Here is a 16511-nt window from a genome sequence, read left to right on the forward strand (position 1 = left end):
TCCCGGAGTCTGCCCGGTCGCACGGTGATGGCCGTCATCGTGCCCTCCGCTCCCTGGTACTGGGCCGAGTGGCTGGTGTTCGCCGGGTTCAGGCTGGCGCGCCAAGTCGGCCGGTGCCGGGGCTGATCGGATGGTTCCGGGGTCTGGTCGAAAGTGGCTTGTTTAGTTATATTCAATCGAACCGAACATGAATGAATCCATCCGCAGGAAGGCCGGGACTATGGCGCAGCAGCAGGCGAGCGGACCGCGCGAGGTGCGCGCGGCGCGCGGCACGGGTCTGACGACGCAGGGGTGGCAGCAGGAGGCCGCCCTGCGGATGCTGATGAACAACCTCGACCCCGAGGTGGCCGAGCACCCCTCGAAGCTGGTCGTGTACGGCGGCACCGGCAAGGCCGCGCGGGACTGGCGCTCCTTCGACGCCATGGTGCGGACGCTGCAGGGCCTGAAGCAGGACGAGACCATGCTGGTCCAGTCCGGCCGCCCGGTCGGCGTGATGCAGACCCACGAGTGGGCGCCGCGCGTACTGATCGCCAACTCCAACCTCGTCGGCGACTGGGCGAACTGGGAGGAGTTCCGCCGGCTGGAGAGCCTCGGGCTCACCATGTACGGCCAGATGACCGCCGGCTCCTGGATCTACATCGGCACCCAGGGCATCCTCCAGGGCACCTACGAGACCTTCGCCGCCGTCGCCAACAAGCGGTTCGCCGGTTCGCTGGAGGGCACCATCACCCTCACCGCCGGCCTCGGCGGGATGGGCGGCGCCCAGCCGCTGGCCGTCACCATGAACGGCGGCGTGGCGATCTGTATCGACTGCGACCCGTCCCGGATCGCCCGCCGGATCGAGCACCGCTACCTGGATGTCGAGGCCAAGGACCTCGGCCACGCGCTGGAGCTGGCCACCGCCGCCCGCGACCGGAAGCAGCCGCTCTCCATCGGCCTGCTGGGCAACGCCGCCGAGCTCTTCCCGCAGCTGCTCGCGATGGACGCGCCGATCGACATCGTCACCGACCAGACCAGCGCCCACGACCCGCTCAGCTACCTGCCGGTCGGCGTCGCCTTCGACGACATGGCGGACTACGCGGCCGCCAAGCCGGCCGAGTTCACCGAGCGGTCGCGCGAGTCGATGGCCCGGCACGTCGAGGCGATGGTCGGCTTCCTGGACCGCGGCGCCGAGGTCTTCGACTACGGCAACTCGATCCGCGGCGAGGCCCAGCTGGCCGGCTACGACCGCGCGTTCGCCTTCCCCGGCTTCGTCCCGGCGTACATCCGCCCGCTGTTCTGCGAGGGCAAGGGCCCGTTCCGCTGGGCGGCCCTGTCCGGCGACCCGCAGGACATCCACAAGACCGACAAGGCCGTCCTCGACCTCTTCCCGGAGAACGAGTCGCTGGCCCGCTGGATCAAGCTGGCCCAGGAGAAGGTGCACTTCCAGGGCCTGCCCGCGCGCATCTGCTGGCTCGGCTACGGCGAGCGCGACAAGGCCGGCGAGCGCTTCAACGACATGGTCGCCTCGGGCGAGCTGTCCGCGCCGATCGTGATCGGCCGCGACCACCTGGACTGCGGCTCGGTCGCCTCCCCGTACCGGGAGACCGAGGCGATGCTGGACGGCTCCGACGCGATCGCCGACTGGCCGCTGCTCAACGCCATGGTCAACGTCGCCTCCGGTGCCTCCTGGGTCTCCATCCACCACGGCGGCGGCGTCGGCATCGGCCGCTCGATCCACGCCGGCCAGGTCACCGTCGCCGACGGCACCGCGCTGGCCGGGGAGAAGATCCGCCGGGTGCTCACCAACGACCCGGGCATGGGCGTCATCCGGCACGTGGACGCCGGCTACGACCGGGCCACCGAGGTCGCCGACGAGCGCGGGGTCCGTGTCCCGATGGGCGAGCTGTGAGCGCGCCGACCGGTCGACGGGGCGACTCGCGGAACGCGGGCGCCGGGTGCGGCGAGGCCGTCGCGTGACCGCTTCGTTCGAACAGATGTGGGCGGAGCTGCTCCCGGTGGGCCGCTCCGCCTCCTCCGGCGGCTACCGCCGCTTCGCCTGGAACTCCGCCGACGCCGAGTGCCGCGCCTGGTTCGAGCAGCAGGCCCGCGACCGCGGCCTGGCGTACGAGCTGGACCGCAACGGCAACCAGTGGGCCTGGCTGGGCGACCCGCGGGCCGGCGGGGCCGTCGTCACCGGCTCGCACCTGGACTCCGTCCCGGACGGCGGCGCCTTCGACGGCCCGCTCGGGGTGGTCTCCTCCTTCGCGGCGCTGGACGAACTCCGGGCGCGGGGTGCCGGGTTCAGCCGCCCGCTGGCGATCGTCAACTTCGGTGACGAGGAGGGCGCCCGGTTCGGCGTGGCCTGCATCGGCTCCCGGCTGACCGCCGGGGTGCTCTCCCGCGAGGCCGCGTACGAGCTGCGCGACGCGGACGGCGTCCGGCTGCCCGACGCGATGGAGCGGGCCGGCTACGACCCGACCGCGATCGGCGCGGACGACGACCGGCTGTCGAGGATCGGCGCCTTCGTCGAACTCCACGTCGAGCAGGGCCGCTACCTCGACGAGGGGCAGCCGGTCGGCGTGGCCGGGGCGATCTGGCCGCACGGCCGCTGGCGGTTCGACTTCCACGGCGAGGCCAACCACGCCGGCACCACCCGGATCGAGGACCGCCGCGACCCGATGCTGACGTACGCCAACACCGTGCTCGCCGCCCGCAAGAAGGCGCGGCAGTCGGGGGCCCTGGCCACCTTCGGCAAGGTCGCGGTCGAGCCCAACGGCACCAACGCGATCGCCTCGCTGGTGCGCGGCTGGCTGGACTCCCGGGCGGCCGACGAGCGCACCCTGACCGCGCTGGTCGCCGAGATCGAGCAGGCCGCCGCCGAGCGCGGCGAGCGCGACGGCGTCCGGGTCGAGCTGACCCGCGAGTCCTACACCCCGGTGGTGGAGTTCGACGGCCCGCTGCGCGACCGGCTCGCCAAGCGCCTGGACGCCCCGGTGCTGCCCACCGGCGCGGGACACGACGCCGGGATCCTGGCGTCCGCGATCCCGACCGCCATGCTGTTCGTGCGCAACCCCAGCGGCGTCTCGCACTCCCCGGCCGAGCACGCCGAGGTGGCCGACTGCCTGGCCGGGGTCACCGCCCTCGCCGACGTACTGGAGGACTTGGCGTGCCATTGACCGCAGTGAGCTACTGGGCGCAGTACGCGTGGCTGCCGCACCCCAACGGGCCGGTGGTCGAGCAGGACGTGCTGATCGCCACCGGCCCCGGCGGCCTGGTCACCTCGGTGACGCCGGACAGCGGGCCCTGCCCGCCCGGCGCCGTCCGCCTCGACGGGCTGCTGCTGCCCGGCCAGGCCAACGCCCACTCGCACGCCTTCCACCGGGCGCTGCGCGGGCACGTGCAGGTCGGCTCCGGCACCTTCTGGACCTGGCGCGACACCATGTACCGGTTCGCCGGCGCGCTCGACCCGGACGGCTACCTGGAGCTCGCCACCGCCGTCTACGCCGAGATGGCGCTGGCCGGGATCACCGCCGTCGGCGAGTTCCACTACCTGCACCACGCGCCGGGCGGCGTCCGCTACGCCGACCCGAACGCGATGGGCGAGGCGCTGATCGAGGCCGCCGCCCGGGCCGGCATCCGGATCACCCTGCTGGACACCTGCTACCTGTCCGCCGGCTTCGGCGCCGAGCCGACCAAGCCGCAGCAGCGGTTCAGCGACGGCGACGCGCAGGCCTGGGCCGAGCGGGCGGGCGCGCTCAAGCCGCGCGAGCACGCCCGGATCGGCGCCGCCATCCACTCCGTCCGGGCCGTCCCGGCCGAACAGCTGGGCACCGTCGCGCAGTGGGCGGCGGAGCGCGGGGCGCCGCTGCACGTCCACCTGTCCGAGCAGACCGCCGAGAACGAGGCCTGCCTCGCCGCGCACGGCGTCACCCCGACCCGGCTGCTCGCCGACCACGGCGCGCTCGGCCCGCGCACCTCGGCCGTGCACGCCACGCACCTCACCGACGAGGACGTCAAGCTCCTCACCGGCACCTCCACCACCGTCTGCATGTGCCCCACCACCGAGCGGGACCTCGCGGACGGCATCGGCCCGGCCCGCCGGCTCGCCTCGGCGGGCAGCCCGATCACCCTGGGCAGCGACAGCCACGCGGTCGTCGACCCGTTCGAGGAGGCCCGCGCGCTGGAGCTGGACGAGCGGCTGCGCACCCGGACCCGCGGGCACTGGACGGCCAACGCGCTGCTGCGGGCCGGCACCGAGGACGGGCACGCCTCGCTCGGCTGGCCGGAGGCCGGGCGGGTCGAGGCCGGGGCGCTCGCCGACTTCACGGTGATCGCGCTGGACTCGGTCCGGACGGCGGGCCCGCCGCCGCGGCTCGGCGCCGAGATCGCGGTCTTCGCGGCCTCGGCGGCGGACGTGCGGCACGTGGTGGTCGGCGGCCGGCACGTGGTCCGGGACGGCGTGCACCAGCTGGTGGCCGACGTGCCGGGCGCCCTGCGGTCCGCCATCCGCGCGCTGGACTACTGAGCACACCCGACCCTTGAACCCCTTGTCCACCCTCCTCCGGAAGGCCTTGTCTTGAGCACCAGGACCACCTTGATCACGGGCATCGGCAGCCTGGTCACCAACGACCCCGGTCAGGGCGCCGGTCCGCTGGGACTGCTGACCGACGCGGCCGTGGTGGTGGAGGGCGCCACCGTCGCCTGGGTCGGCCCGGCCGCGCAGGCCCCGGCCGCGGACGAGCGCTTCGACGCCGGGGGCCGGGCCGCGCTGCCCGGCTTCGTCGACTCGCACGCCCACCTGGTGTTCGCGGGCGACCGCACCGCCGAGTTCAACGCCCGGATGTCCGGGCAGGCGTACACGGCGGGCGGGATCCGCACCACGGTGGCGGCCACCCGGGCGGCGAGCGACGCCGAGCTGGACGCCAACCTGGCCCGGTTCGTCCGGGAGGCGGTGCGCCAGGGCACCACCACCGTCGAGTGCAAGTCCGGCTACGGCCTGACGGTCGAGGACGAGGCCCGGGCGCTGCGGATCGCCGCGCGGCACACCCCGGAGACCACCTACCTGGGGGCGCACGTGGTGGCCCCCGAGTACGCCGAGGACCCGGCCGGGTACGTCGACCTGGTCACCGGCGAGATGCTGGACGCCTGCGCTCCGCACGCCCGCTGGGTGGACGTGTTCTGCGAGAAGGGCGCCTTCGACGGCGACCAGGCGCGGGCGGTCCTGACCGCCGGCATCGAGCGCGGCCTCACCCCCCGGGTGCACGCCAACCAGCTCTCGTACGGGCCCGGCGTGCAGCTCGCGGTCGAGCTGGGGGCCGCCTCGGCGGACCACTGCACCCACCTGACGGACGAGGACGTGGCGGCGCTGGCCGGCTCGGCGACGGTCGCGACGCTGCTGCCGGGGGCGGAGTTCTCCACCCGGGCCGAGTACCCGAGCGGGCGCCGGCTGCTGGACGCGGGCGCGGTGGTGGCGCTGTCCACCGACTGCAACCCGGGCTCCAGCTTCACCAGCTCGATGGCGTTCTGCATCGCGGTCGCGGTGCGGGAGATGGGCATGACGCCGGACGAGGCGGTCCGGGCGGCCACCCTGGGCGGCGCCCAGGCGCTGCGGCGCAGCGACGTCGGCGTGGTCGCCCCCGGGGCCCGGGCCGACCTGCTGCTGCTGGACGCGCCCTCGCACGTCCACCTGGCCTACCGGCCGGGCGTGCCGCTGACGGCGGCGGTCTGGCGCGCGGGCGTGCGCGAGGTGTGAGCCGGACCGCCGACGGGCGGGAAAACGGCCGGGGCCGCCGCGGATCTCAGGAATCCACGGCGGCCCCGGAGTCGTGAGCCGGTCGTCAGGGGGTCAGCGGACGTCGCCCATGAGGGCCTGGACCCGCTTGCGGTAGGTGTAGACCGCGAAGCCCGCGAGGACCGCGAGCGCGGCCTGGGTCGCGATGATCCCGGTGCCGTCGAGGTTGACGCCGGCCAGCGAGAGCAGGCTGGTGGTGCAGTCACCGGCGGTGACGGCGAGGAACCAGACGCCCATCATCTGGGAGGCGTACTTCCGGGGCGCCATCTTGGTGGTGACCGAGAGGCCGACCGGGGAGAGGCACAGCTCGCCGATGGTCTGGATCAGGTAGATCGAGACCAGCCACATCGGGGAGACGGTGGTGCCGCCGTCCGCCATGTTCATCGGGACGATGAAGATGAAGAACGAGGCGCCGATCAGGGCCAGGCCGATCGAGAACTTCACGATCGTGTTCGGCTCCTTGTCCCGGCGGGACAGCCACAGCCACAGGAAGGCGAAGAGCGGCGCGAGCGCCATCACGAACAGCGGGTTCAGCGACTGGTACCAGGTGGCCGAGAAGCCGAAGCCGAACAGGTTGTCGGCGGTCTTCTTGTCCGCGAACAGGGAGAGGGTCGACCCGCCCTGGTCGTAGATCATCCAGAAGATGGCGGCGGCGGCGAAGAACCAGATGTACGCGGACATCTTGGACTGCTCGCCGGGGCTGAGGTCCTTGTCGCGCTTGATCCGGACCAGCACGGCGACCGGGATGAGCAGACCGGCGACGGTCAGCGGGACCAGGGCCCAGTTCAGCGTGTAGACGCCCATCGCGACGATGGCGGCGTAGAAGGCGGCGACGGCCAGGACCGTCACGCCGGCCTTCACCAGCAGGCTCTTGCGCTCCGCGGGCATCAGCGGGTTCGGGACCTCGCTGCTCCGCGGGTCCAGGTGGCGGCTGCCGAGCAGGAACTGCACCAGGCCGAAGGCCATGCCGACCGCGGCCAGGCCGAAGCCCAGGTGCCAGTTGTACTCCTTGCCGATCGTTCCGATGATGAACGGAGCGACGAAGGCGCCGAGGTTGATGCTCATGTAGAAGACGGTGAAGCCACCGTCGCGGCGCGGGTCGTCGGGGCCGTTGTACAGGTGGCCGACCATCGTGGAGATGTTGGCCTTCAGCAGCCCGGAGCCGAGCGCGACCAGGAGCAGGCCGAGGAAGAACGCGGCCTGGCCCGGGACGGCCAGCGCGATGTGGCCGCTCATGATCACGAACCCGGCGATCGCCACCGTCTTGCGGGCGCCCCAGACCCGGTCGCCGAACCAGCCGCCGGGGTAGGCCATGAGGTAGACCATCGAGACGTAGACGGAGTAGACCGCCGTCGCCAGCGCCGCCGACTTGGCGAGGCCGCCGCCCTGGCTGCCGACGGCAGCGTCGGCGCCACCGGAGACCAGGTAGTAGATGAGCAGGGCGCGCATGCCGTAGTAGGAGAAGCGCTCCCACATCTCGGTCATGAACAGCGTGGCAAGCCCTCGGGGGTGGCCGAGGAAGGTCTTGCCGCTGCGAGGGGCCGACGCGAGGTCGGCGTCCCGGGTGGTAGACGCCATGAGTCGTGGTTCCTTGCCTGACAGCGTCCGCCTAGGGGGGTGGCGGCGGACGTGGACGAAACCACTCTACGTGGCGACATTTGGCTCTATCAGATGACAAAAACCACAGATGAGGTAGAGGAATGGCAAAGTGATCAGCAGATCTTACCGATTGATCCATGGCAAATAGGCTTGTCTTCCTTCGGAATCAAGATCCGGAAGGGGATTCTTCGCCGAACGGACGGCCTGTCACGCCCCGTTGGGCTCAGCGGGATGCTTGTATAACGATCACGCTCTGTGAACTACCTCACAGGGCGTACGGGCATACCCCGGCGGACTACCATCACCACATGACCTGTGTGCTGCTTGCCGAGGATGATCCGGCGATCTCCGAACCGCTCGCCCGGGCCCTGCGACGCGAGGGCTATGAGGTGCTCGTCCGCGAGGACGGTCCCACCGCGCTGGCCGCCGGCCTCACCGAGGAGGTCGACCTCGTCGTCCTGGACCTCGGTCTGCCCGAGATGGACGGCCTGGAGGTCTGCCGCCGGCTGCGCGCCGACGGCAAGAGCTGCCCCGTCCTGGTGCTCACCGCCCGCGCGGACGAGGTGGACACCGTGGTCGGCCTGGACGCCGGCGCCGACGACTACGTCACCAAGCCCTTCCGCCTGGCCGAACTGCTCGCCCGCGTCCGGGCCCTGCTCCGGCGCGGCAACGTCGACCAGCTCACCACCGGCGCGCACGGGGTGAAGATCGACATCGAGTCCCACCGCGCCTGGCTCGGCGAGGAGGAGCTCACCCTCTCCGCCAAGGAGTTCGAGCTGCTGCGCGTCCTGGTCCGGGACGCCGGCCGGGTGGTCACCCGCGAGGAGATCATGCGCCAGGTCTGGGACACCACCTGGTGGACCTCCACCAAGACCCTGGACATGCACATCTCCTGGCTCCGCAAGAAGCTCGGCGACGACGCGGCCAACCCGCGCTACATCGCCACCGTGCGCGGCGTGGGCTTCCGGTTCGAGAAGAATTAGCCCCGTACGGGGATCGCGGCCGGACGGCGGCCGATGCAACGGAACACCTCGGGGAGCGGCAGCGTGAAACGCCGGATGATCAACTCGCTGCTGGGCGTCGTCCTGGTGGTGGTCGTGGTGTTCTGCGTGCCGCTCGCCCTGGTGGAGAAGCGCACCATCGTCAACTCGGCCCAGGACCGGGTCGACGCCGCCGCCGTCCGGGTGCTCGCCCTGGTCGAGAGCCGGATCGCGGCGGGCGAGCCGGTCACCACGGGGAGGGCGTTCGAGAGCCAGGTCACCGAAGGCAGCTACGTCGAGGTGCAGGTGCCAGGCCAGCAGGTGGTCTCGGCCGGTGAGCGCCCGGCCGGCGACCACCTGCTGAAGGCGGTCGAACGCGGCAACAGCGGCGAGACCGTGACCGTCGAGCAGTCCCGCGAGGACGTCGACCACGAGATCGCCAACAACCTGCTGCTGCTCGGCGTGGTCGCCCTGCTCGCGGTCCAGGCCGCCGTGGCCCTCGCGGTCTGGCAGGCCAAACGGCTCGCCCGGCCGCTCACCGACCTCGCCGAGACCGCCGAGCGGCTCGGCTCCGGCGACCCCCGCCCGCGCGACCGCCGCTACGGGGTGCCCGAGCTCGACCGGGTCGCCGAGGTGCTGGACACCAGCGCCGAGCGGATCGCCCGGATGCTCACCGCCGAGCGCCGGCTCGCCGCCGACGCCTCGCACCAGCTCCGCACCCCGCTCACCGCGCTCTCCATGCGGCTGGAGGAGATCACCGCCGTCGCCGAGGACCCGGAGACGGTCAAGGAGGAGGCGGCCATCGCCCTCCAGCAGGTCGAGCGGCTCACCGACGTCGTCCAGCGGCTCCTCACCACCCAGCGCGACCCGCGCAGCCCCACCGCGGTCGCCTTCGACCTGGACGAGGTCATCAAGCAGCAGGTCGAGGAGTGGGGCCCGACCCTGCGCGAACAGGGCCGGGTGCTGTCCCTGGAGGGCCTGCACGGGATCACCGCCGTGGGCACCCCCGGGACGGTCGCCCAGGTGCTGGCCACCCTGATCGAGAACTCCCTGATGCACGGCGCCGGGACGATCACCCTGCGGGTCCGGCCGTCCGGCACCTCGGTGGTGGTCGAGGTGCAGGACCAGGGCGCCGGAGTGCCGCCGGACCTCGGCAACCGGGTGTTCGAGCGCGCGGTCAGCGGCCGCAACTCCACCGGCATCGGCCTCGCGGTCGCCCGCGACCTCGCGGAGGCGGACGGCGGGCGGCTCGAACTGCTCTCGCTGAAGCCTGCCGTGTTCGCGCTCTTCCTCGGGCGCAGCCACGAGGACTGAGGCCTCGCGGCGCGGGCCCTTCGCCGTCGGCGTTCAGGCCCCGCGCCGTCGGCGTTCAGGCGCCGGGCGCCACGCCGAGCCGGCGCATCAGGTCCAGCACGTCCCACTGCCACCAGCCCTCGCAGATCTTCCCGTCCTCGAAGCGGAACGTGGTCGTGCCGTGGCCGACCACCGACCGGCCGGTGTTCGGCACGCCCATGAAGTCGGCCTTCTGGGTGGCGTGCCAGGTCCACCGGGTGGCGACCTCGCCGCCCTCGGCGATCTGGCTCTCGGTGACGAAGTCGAAGTCGAAGGCGGCCAGGTAGCCGCCGCAGCGCTCCCGGAACGCCGGGATGCCGACCGTGTCGCCCTCGCTGCCGTAGTCGTGGTCGCGGTAGCCGGCGGCCATGCAGGCGTCGATGACGCCGAGGTCCCCGTGGGACAGTCCGTCCAGGACCCGGCTCGCGGTGGCCTTGTCGAACCGGGAGTCGCGGACGACGTCCAGGTCGGTGAAGGTCGGCGGCGCGTCGCAGAGCGCCACCATCTCGCGGAAGATCCGGTCGGTCTCGGGCAGTCCGGAGTTGCGCATCGCCTCCTCGTAGGAGGGGAACTCCACGATCTCCACCACGTGCTTGGTGTCGGCGCGGTCGGTGCCGACCACCGCGTGGGCGGCGGTCCGCCTGCCCTCGGTCGCCTCGACCCAGGCGTCCATCAGCCGGTTGAGGTCGTCGAGCCTGTCGGTCTTGCAGTCGATGATCTGGACGAACGCCATGGCGAACCTCCTGGCCCCCTTCGACCATGATCGTCCGCCGGCCGTGCTCGCCCTCGGTCACCACTGTCCTCCGGTGGCGGCGGGGACGGCAAGCCCCGGCGGCCGGGGACCGGCCTGCCGGGGCTCGCGGTGCTGCGGGGGCTGCTCGGCCCGTTTCGCCTGCTCGGCCCGTTCGGGCTGCTCGGCCTACTCGGCCTTGGCGAACCGGGTCCGCTCGGCGGCCAGCATCAGCTCGGCCTGGGCGGCCAGCTCGCGGCCCCCGGCGGCGTCCGCCGTCTGCTGGGCGGGCAGCTCGACCGGCTCCGGCACGGCCTTGAAGACCCAGGTGCGGTACGAGACGAAGCGGAACACGGTGGCCACCGCGAGGCCGATCACCTTGGCGCCCAGCTGCTCGTAGTGCGAGTCCAGCTTGAGGACGTAGACCGAGAAGCCCAGCACGCCGGTCTCGATCAGCATGCCGATGCCGCTGTAGACCAGGAAGAGCGTGATCTCCCGCTTGCGGGAGGCGGCGTCGCGGTCCCGGTACAGCCAGTAGCGGTAGCCCAGGTAGTTGGTCGCGATCGCGATCAGGGTCGCGGCGATGTTGGAGCGCAGCGAGGCCAGGTGCAGGCCGTTGATGCAGACCCAGAAGACGGCGAAGTTGACCACCACGCCGCTCAGGCCGACGATGCCGAACTTCACGACTTCGCCCGTGATCCCACGCATCTTCTGCGCGAGTGGGGTTTTCGAAGCTTCGGTCGTCGCCATACCGGACTGCCTCCATGTGCCTGCGGGACGAAAGGGCTGGACGTGGCGGCGCAGCCGCCCCTTGAGCCCTGCGTGCACGCACATGATCAGACCGCGTAGACCAGGACCTAGCCGTCCAGGCTACCTGCTTCCGCCGAACGGCTGAGCCGCTTGACTCCTGGGTTGATGTCTACGCGCGTCCGCCGTCGAGCGCCCACCAGCGGCTCCATCGCCCCCGACCGGCCCGGATATCCTGGCCAGGTGACTTCCCCGGGCAATGTGAATTTTCCAGTGGTGGGCATGATCGGCGGCGGGCAGTTGGCCCGTATGGCACACCAGGCGGGCATCCCGCTCGGGGTCAGGTTCAAACTCCTCGCCGACACGCCCCAGGACTCCGCCGCACAGGTGGTCTCCGACGTCGTCCTCGGTGACTACCGGGACCTCGACACCCTCCGCGCCTTCGCGGCCGGCTGCGACGTGGTCACCTTCGACCACGAGCACGTTCCGACCGAGCACCTGCGGGCCCTGGAGGCCGACGGCATCGCCGTCCGCCCCGGCCCGGACGCGCTGGTCAACGCCCAGGACAAGGGCGTCATGCGGGCCAAGCTGGACTCCATCGGCGTGCCCTGCCCCCGGCACCGGATCGTCGCCGACCCGGCCGACGTCACCGCGTTCGCCGAGGAGGGCGACGGCTACCCCGTCGTGCTGAAGACCGTCCGCGGCGGCTACGACGGCAAGGGCGTCTGGGTCGTCGACGACGAGCAGGAGGCGCAGGCCCCGTTCCTGGCCGGCGTCCCGGTGCTGGCCGAGGAGAAGGTCGACTTCGTCCGCGAGCTGGCCGCCAACGTGGTCCGCTCGCCCAGCGGCCAGGCCGTCGCCTACCCGGTGGTGGAGAGCGTCCAGGAGAACGGCGTCTGCGCCGAGGTCACCGCCCCCGCGCCGGACCTCGACCCCGCCCTGTCCGACGAGGCCCAGCAGCTCGCCCTGCGGATCGCCGGCGACCTCGGCATCACCGGCCACCTCGCCGTCGAACTGTTCCAGACCAGGGACGGCCGGATCCTCGTCAACGAGCTCGCCATGCGCCCGCACAACTCCGGGCACTGGACCCAGGACGGCGCGGTCACCTCGCAGTTCGAGAACCACCTGCGCGCCGTCCTCGACCTCCCGCTCGGCGACCCCCGGCCGCGCGCCAAGTGGACCGTCATGGTCAACGTGCTCGGCGGCGACTACCCGGACATGTACCACGCCTTCCTGCACTGCATGGCCCGCGACCCCGGCCTGCGGATCCACATGTACGGGAAGGACGTGAAGCCCGGCCGCAAGGTCGGCCACGTCAACGTCTTCGGGGACGACCTCGAAGACGTCCGCGAGCGCGCCCGCCACGCGGCCGCCTACCTGCGAGGAACGATCACCGAATGACCTCCGCCCACCCGTCGCCCGGCCACCACCCCTACTCGGGCGCCGACGCGCACCCCTCCCCGGTCGTCGGCATCGTGATGGGCTCGGACTCGGACTGGCCGGTCATGGAGGCCGCCGCCCAGGCCCTCGACGAGTTCGAGATCCCGTACGAGGTGGACGTCGTCTCCGCCCACCGGATGCCGCGCGAGATGGTCGCCTACGGCGAGAACGCCCACCGCCGCGGACTGAAGGCGATCATCGCGGGCGCCGGCGGCGCGGCCCACCTGCCCGGCATGCTGGCCTCCGTCACCCCGCTGCCCGTCATCGGCGTCCCGGTGCCGCTGCGCTACCTGGACGGCATGGACAGCCTGCTGTCCATCGTCCAGATGCCGGCCGGCGTCCCGGTGGCGACCGTCTCGGTGGCCGGCGCGCGCAACGCGGGCCTGCTCGCGGTGCGGATGCTCGCCGCCTTCGACCCCGAACTCACCGAGCGGATGACCGAGTTCCAGGCCGAGCTGAACAACCAGGCCACCGAGAAGGGCAAGAAGCTCCGGGCCAAGGTCGCCGGATCCTCCTCCTTCGGCTTCGGCAAGTAGGTCCTGTCCGGACAGGTCCCGGCCCGGCCGCCGGTTCGTACCCCCGTAGGGGTGGGGTAGAACAGCTCGCATGACTGCTGACCCGGACCCCCGCACCGCGCTGGACCGCGCCCGCGCCCTGCTGCGCAACGCCCCCGTGGTGGACGGCCACAACGACCTCCCCTGGGCGATGCGCGAGCAGGCCGGGTACGACCTCGGCGCCGTCGACCTCGCCGACGACCAGAGCGACCGCCTGCACACCGACCTCGCCCGCCTCGCGCAGGGCGGGGTCGGCGCGCAGTTCTGGTCCGTCTACGTCCCCGCCTCGCTGGCCGGGGACCACGCGGTGAGCGCCACCCTGGAACAGATCGACTTCGTCCACGCCCTGGTCGAGCGCTACCCCGACCGGCTCCGACTGGCCCGCACCGCCGCCGACATCGAGGCCGCCCGCGCCGACGGCCGGATCGCCTCCCTGATGGGCGCCGAGGGCGGCCACTCCATCGACTGCTCGCTCGCCACCCTGCGCGCCCTCTTCGACCTGGGCGTGCGCTACCTGACGCTCACCCACAACGACAACGTGCCGTGGGCCGACTCGGCCACCGACAAGCCGGTGGCCGGCGGGCTGACCCGCTTCGGCGAGGAAGTCGTCCGCGAGATGAACCGGCTCGGCATGCTGGTCGACCTCTCGCACGTCTCCGCCGACACCATGCGCGACGCCCTGCGGGTCACCGAGGCACCGGTGGTCTTCTCGCACTCCTCCGCCCGCGCCGTCTGCGACCACCCGCGCAACATCCCGGACGACGTGCTCGGCCTGCTGGCCGCCAACGGCGGCGTGGCGATGGCCACCTTCGTCCCGAAGTTCATCCTGCCCGCCGCCATCGAGTGGACCCTGGCCGCCGACGAGAACATGCGCGCCCACGGCTTCCACCCGCTGGACACCACCCCGCCGGCCATGGAACGCCAGTACGCCTTCGAAGCCGCCAACCCGCGCCCGATCGCCACCCCGGCCACCGTCGCCGACCACCTCGACCACATGCGCGAGGTCGCCGGCATCGACCACATCGGCATCGGCGGCGACTTCGACGGCACCGCCTTCCTGCCCGACGGCCTGGACTCGGTGGCCGGCTACCCCAACCTGGTCGCCGAACTCCTGCGCCGCCACTGGTCCGAGGCCGACCTGGCCAAGCTCACCTGGCACAACGCCGTCCGTGTCCTGCGCGACGCCGAATCGGTGGCCGCCGGACTGCGCGCCACCCGCCGCCCGTCCATCGCCACCATCGCCCGACTGGACGGCGACCGCTCCTAACCGAGCAGCGGGATCTCGATGGCCGGGCACTTGTCCATCACCATGGCGAGCCCGGCCGTCCGGGTCCGCCCGTACGCGGCCTCGTCCACCACCCCGAGCTGGAACCAGACCGCCTTCGCCCCGGCCGCCACCGCCTGGTCGGCCACCTCCCCGGCCAGGGCGCTGTTCACGAACACGTCCACCACGTCGACCGGGAACGGGATCTCGGCGAGCGAGGCGTAGCCCTGCTCGCCGAGGACCGTCTCGGCCTTCGGGTGGACGGGAACGATCCGCTTGCCGTACTTCTGCAGCACCCGGGCCACCCCGTAGGCGGCCCGGGAGGTGTTGTTCGACAGGCCCACCACGGCCCAGGTGTCCCCGGTGCCGGTGAGGATCCCGCGGACCGTCGCTTCATCGCCGTAACTCGTCATGCCGGTGGGAACGCCGGGCGGCGGTGCGGGATTCCGGGGCCGCGCCGAAAGGGTGCCGCGCCGGAGGGGTGTCGCGCCGGAGGGGTGCCGGGGCAAGGTCAGCTGGGGCGGCCCAGGGCGCGGTAGGTCCAGCCGGCGGCGCGCCAGGCATCGGCGTCGAGGACGTTGCGGCCGTCGAGGAGGCGGCGCTCGGCGACCACGGCGCCCAGCTCGGCCGGGTCCAGCTCGCGGAACTCGGACCACTCGGTGAGGTGCAGGACGACGTGGGCGCCCTCGGCTGCCTCCAGGGCGGACCCGGCGTACGCGAGGGAGGGGAACATCTTGCGGGCGTTGTCCACGGCCTTCGGGTCGTAGACGGTGACCTGGGCGCCCTGGAGCTGGATCTGGGCGGCCACGTTGAGGGCGGGGGAGTCCCGGATGTCGTCCGAGTTCGGCTTGAACGCGGCGCCGAGGACGGCGACCCGGCGGCCCAGGAAGCCGCCGCCGCACTGCTCCCGGGCCAGTTCGACCATCCGGGAGCGGCGCCGCATGTTGATCGAGTCGACCTCGCGCAGGAAGGCCAGCGCCTGGTCGGCGCCGAGCTCGCCGGCCCGGGCCATGAAGGCGCGGATGTCCTTGGGCAGGCAGCCGCCGCCGAAGCCGAGGCCGGAGTTGAGGAACTTGCCGCCGATCCGCTCGTCGAAGGCGAGCGCCTTGCTGAGCTGGGTGACGTCCGCGCCGGCCGCCTCGCAGACCTCGGCCATCGCGTTGATGAAGGAGATCTTGGTGGCCAGGAAGGAGTTGGCGGCGGCCTTGACCAGTTCGGCGGTCGCGTAGTCGGTGGCCATGAACGGCACCCCGGCGGCGATCGGCTCGGCGTACACCTCGCGCAGCAGCCGCTCGGCCCGCTCGCTCCGGGTGCCGACCACGATCCGGTCCGGCCGCAGGGTGTCCTGGACGGCGAAGCCCTCGCGCAGGAACTCCGGGTTCCAGGCGAGTTCGGCGCCCTCGCCGACGGGTGCCAGCGCGGCCAGCCGCTCGGCGAGCCGGCTCGCCGAGCCGACCGGGACGGTCGACTTGCCGACTACCAGGACCGGGCGGGTCAGGTGCGGGGCGAGCTGCTCGATCGCGGCGTCGACGTACGACATGTCGGCGGCGAACTCGCCCTTGCGCTGCGGGGTGTTGACGCAGACGAAGTGCACGTCGCCGAACTCGGCGGCCTCCTGGGCGGAGGTGGTGAAGCGCAGCCGCCCGGTTGATTTCTCGTGCCCGGCCACGTGCTTGAGCAGCAGTTCGGACAGCCCCGGCTCGTACATCGGGACGCGGCCGGCGGAGAGGGTGGCGATCTTCTCGGGGTCGATGTCCAGGCCCAGCACCTCGAAGCCGAACTCGGCCATCGCGGCGGCATGCGTGGCGCCGAGGTAGCCGGTGCCGATCACGGAGATGCGGAGGGTCACGGGTTCTCCCTGGATGCGGACTCGACCGGCCTGGTCGCGGACTCTGCCGGTACGGATTCCCCTGATGCTATCCGCCCCGCCCGGACGCACGGGGATCGCCCGCACGCCCCGGACAGCGGGCAGCCGCGGGCCGGCGCCCCGGGGCCGCCGCCGAACGCCGGCCGGCCCACGCACCGGCGCCCCGGCCGGCCGCCCACCGCTCCCGCGGGGGACGGTCGGCCGGGGCGCCGCCGTCAGTGGCCG

Annotated in this window: 14 protein-coding genes; 9 read left to right on the forward strand and 5 right to left on the reverse strand. The window is 72.5% G+C overall.

The window, feature by feature from the left end:
* Positions 1-187 precede the first annotated feature (187 nt).
* The 4 genes from hutU to hutI all read left to right on the forward strand — a co-directional run bounded on the left by hutU (position 188) and on the right by hutI (position 5734).
* Entirely contained in the window at positions 188-1891 is a 1704-nt protein-coding gene (hutU, locus tag ACFQ6N_RS23000; protein ID WP_380651984.1) for a urocanate hydratase, read from the forward strand.
* A gap of 85 nt (positions 1892-1976) precedes the next feature.
* Complete coding sequence (locus tag ACFQ6N_RS23005; protein WP_380652082.1) at positions 1977-3158, forward strand: allantoate amidohydrolase; 1182 nt, start codon at positions 1977-1979, stop codon at positions 3156-3158.
* Positions 3155-4507 (forward strand): formimidoylglutamate deiminase, encoded by a 1353-nt coding sequence (locus ACFQ6N_RS23010; protein ID WP_380652085.1) that lies wholly within the window; start codon positions 3155-3157, stop codon positions 4505-4507. Before ACFQ6N_RS23005 ends, ACFQ6N_RS23010 begins: the two co-directional genes overlap by 4 nt.
* 51 nt (positions 4508-4558) lie before the next feature.
* A complete protein-coding gene (gene hutI / locus ACFQ6N_RS23015; protein ID WP_380651987.1) occupies positions 4559-5734 on the forward strand; it encodes an imidazolonepropionase in 1176 nt (391 codons plus the stop codon).
* A 93-nt stretch (positions 5735-5827) separates the two neighbouring features.
* On the opposite strand, the gene ACFQ6N_RS23020 is transcribed toward hutI, so the two are convergent.
* A complete protein-coding gene (locus ACFQ6N_RS23020) occupies positions 5828-7351 on the reverse strand; it encodes a peptide MFS transporter (RefSeq protein WP_380651990.1) in 1524 nt (507 codons plus the stop codon).
* A 329-nt stretch (positions 7352-7680) separates the two neighbouring features.
* Between ACFQ6N_RS23020 and ACFQ6N_RS23025 the strand changes: the two genes are divergently transcribed.
* On the forward strand, positions 7681-8355 hold the full coding sequence (locus ACFQ6N_RS23025) for a response regulator transcription factor (RefSeq protein ID WP_030290974.1): 675 nt from the start codon (positions 7681-7683) through the stop codon (positions 8353-8355).
* A 63-nt stretch (positions 8356-8418) separates the two neighbouring features.
* On the forward strand, positions 8419-9666 hold the full coding sequence (locus ACFQ6N_RS23030) for an ATP-binding protein (RefSeq protein WP_380651993.1): 1248 nt from the start codon (positions 8419-8421) through the stop codon (positions 9664-9666).
* A 55-nt stretch (positions 9667-9721) separates the two neighbouring features.
* Here ACFQ6N_RS23030 and ACFQ6N_RS23035 read toward each other — a convergent pair whose 3' ends face one another.
* Together ACFQ6N_RS23035 and ACFQ6N_RS23040 are read right to left on the reverse strand one after the other, a co-directional pair.
* Positions 9722-10417: an ester cyclase gene (locus ACFQ6N_RS23035; protein ID WP_380651996.1), complete on the reverse strand. Its 696-nt coding sequence runs from the start codon at positions 10415-10417 to the stop codon at positions 9722-9724.
* A gap of 186 nt (positions 10418-10603) precedes the next feature.
* The gene (locus ACFQ6N_RS23040; RefSeq protein WP_380651999.1) at positions 10604-11122 is read right to left on the reverse strand and encodes a GtrA family protein; all 519 of its coding nucleotides are present in this window, start codon (positions 11120-11122) and stop codon (positions 10604-10606) included.
* A 300-nt stretch (positions 11123-11422) separates the two neighbouring features.
* Between ACFQ6N_RS23040 and ACFQ6N_RS23045 the strand changes: the two genes are divergently transcribed.
* From ACFQ6N_RS23045 to ACFQ6N_RS23055, 3 genes are all read left to right on the forward strand, one after another.
* Positions 11423-12562 (forward strand): 5-(carboxyamino)imidazole ribonucleotide synthase, encoded by a 1140-nt coding sequence (locus tag ACFQ6N_RS23045; protein ID WP_380652088.1) that lies wholly within the window; start codon positions 11423-11425, stop codon positions 12560-12562.
* Complete coding sequence (gene purE / locus ACFQ6N_RS23050) at positions 12559-13137, forward strand: 5-(carboxyamino)imidazole ribonucleotide mutase (RefSeq protein WP_380652002.1); 579 nt, start codon at positions 12559-12561, stop codon at positions 13135-13137. Before ACFQ6N_RS23045 ends, purE begins: the two co-directional genes overlap by 4 nt.
* A 70-nt stretch (positions 13138-13207) precedes the next feature.
* Complete coding sequence (locus tag ACFQ6N_RS23055) at positions 13208-14422, forward strand: dipeptidase (RefSeq protein WP_380652005.1); 1215 nt, start codon at positions 13208-13210, stop codon at positions 14420-14422.
* Here ACFQ6N_RS23055 and ACFQ6N_RS23060 read toward each other — a convergent pair.
* Both ACFQ6N_RS23060 and ACFQ6N_RS23065 read right to left on the reverse strand, forming a co-directional pair.
* On the reverse strand, positions 14419-14832 hold the full coding sequence (locus ACFQ6N_RS23060; protein WP_380652008.1) for a CoA-binding protein: 414 nt from the start codon (positions 14830-14832) through the stop codon (positions 14419-14421). The two genes, ACFQ6N_RS23055 and ACFQ6N_RS23060, sit on opposite strands and share 4 nt — an antisense overlap.
* A 98-nt stretch (positions 14833-14930) precedes the next feature.
* Positions 14931-16268 (reverse strand): UDP-glucose dehydrogenase family protein, encoded by a 1338-nt coding sequence (locus ACFQ6N_RS23065; protein ID WP_380652011.1) that lies wholly within the window; start codon positions 16266-16268, stop codon positions 14931-14933.
* Positions 16269-16511: the final 243 nt, after the last annotated feature.

The organism is Kitasatospora sp. NPDC056446, assembly GCF_042796115.1.
In the GTDB taxonomy this organism is placed as follows: Bacteria; Actinomycetota; Actinomycetes; order Streptomycetales; family Streptomycetaceae; genus Kitasatospora.

Coding starts and splice junctions, on each gene's coding strand:
- ACFQ6N_RS23005 (WP_380652082.1), top strand. CDS start 1,977: ATGTGGGCGGAGCTGCTCCCGGTGGGCCGCTCCGCCTCCTCCGGCGGC.
- ACFQ6N_RS23025 (WP_030290974.1), top strand. CDS start 7,681: ATGACCTGTGTGCTGCTTGCCGAGGATGATCCGGCGATCTCCGAACCG.
- hutU (WP_380651984.1), top strand. CDS start 188: ATGAATGAATCCATCCGCAGGAAGGCCGGGACTATGGCGCAGCAGCAG.
- ACFQ6N_RS23020 (WP_380651990.1), bottom strand. CDS start 7,351: ATGGCGTCTACCACCCGGGACGCCGACCTCGCGTCGGCCCCTCGCAGC.
- purE (WP_380652002.1), top strand. CDS start 12,559: ATGACCTCCGCCCACCCGTCGCCCGGCCACCACCCCTACTCGGGCGCC.
- ACFQ6N_RS23040 (WP_380651999.1), bottom strand. CDS start 11,122: ATGCGTGGGATCACGGGCGAAGTCGTGAAGTTCGGCATCGTCGGCCTG.
- ACFQ6N_RS23035 (WP_380651996.1), bottom strand. CDS start 10,417: ATGGCGTTCGTCCAGATCATCGACTGCAAGACCGACAGGCTCGACGAC.
- ACFQ6N_RS23060 (WP_380652008.1), bottom strand. CDS start 14,832: ATGACGAGTTACGGCGATGAAGCGACGGTCCGCGGGATCCTCACCGGC.
- ACFQ6N_RS23055 (WP_380652005.1), top strand. CDS start 13,208: ATGACTGCTGACCCGGACCCCCGCACCGCGCTGGACCGCGCCCGCGCC.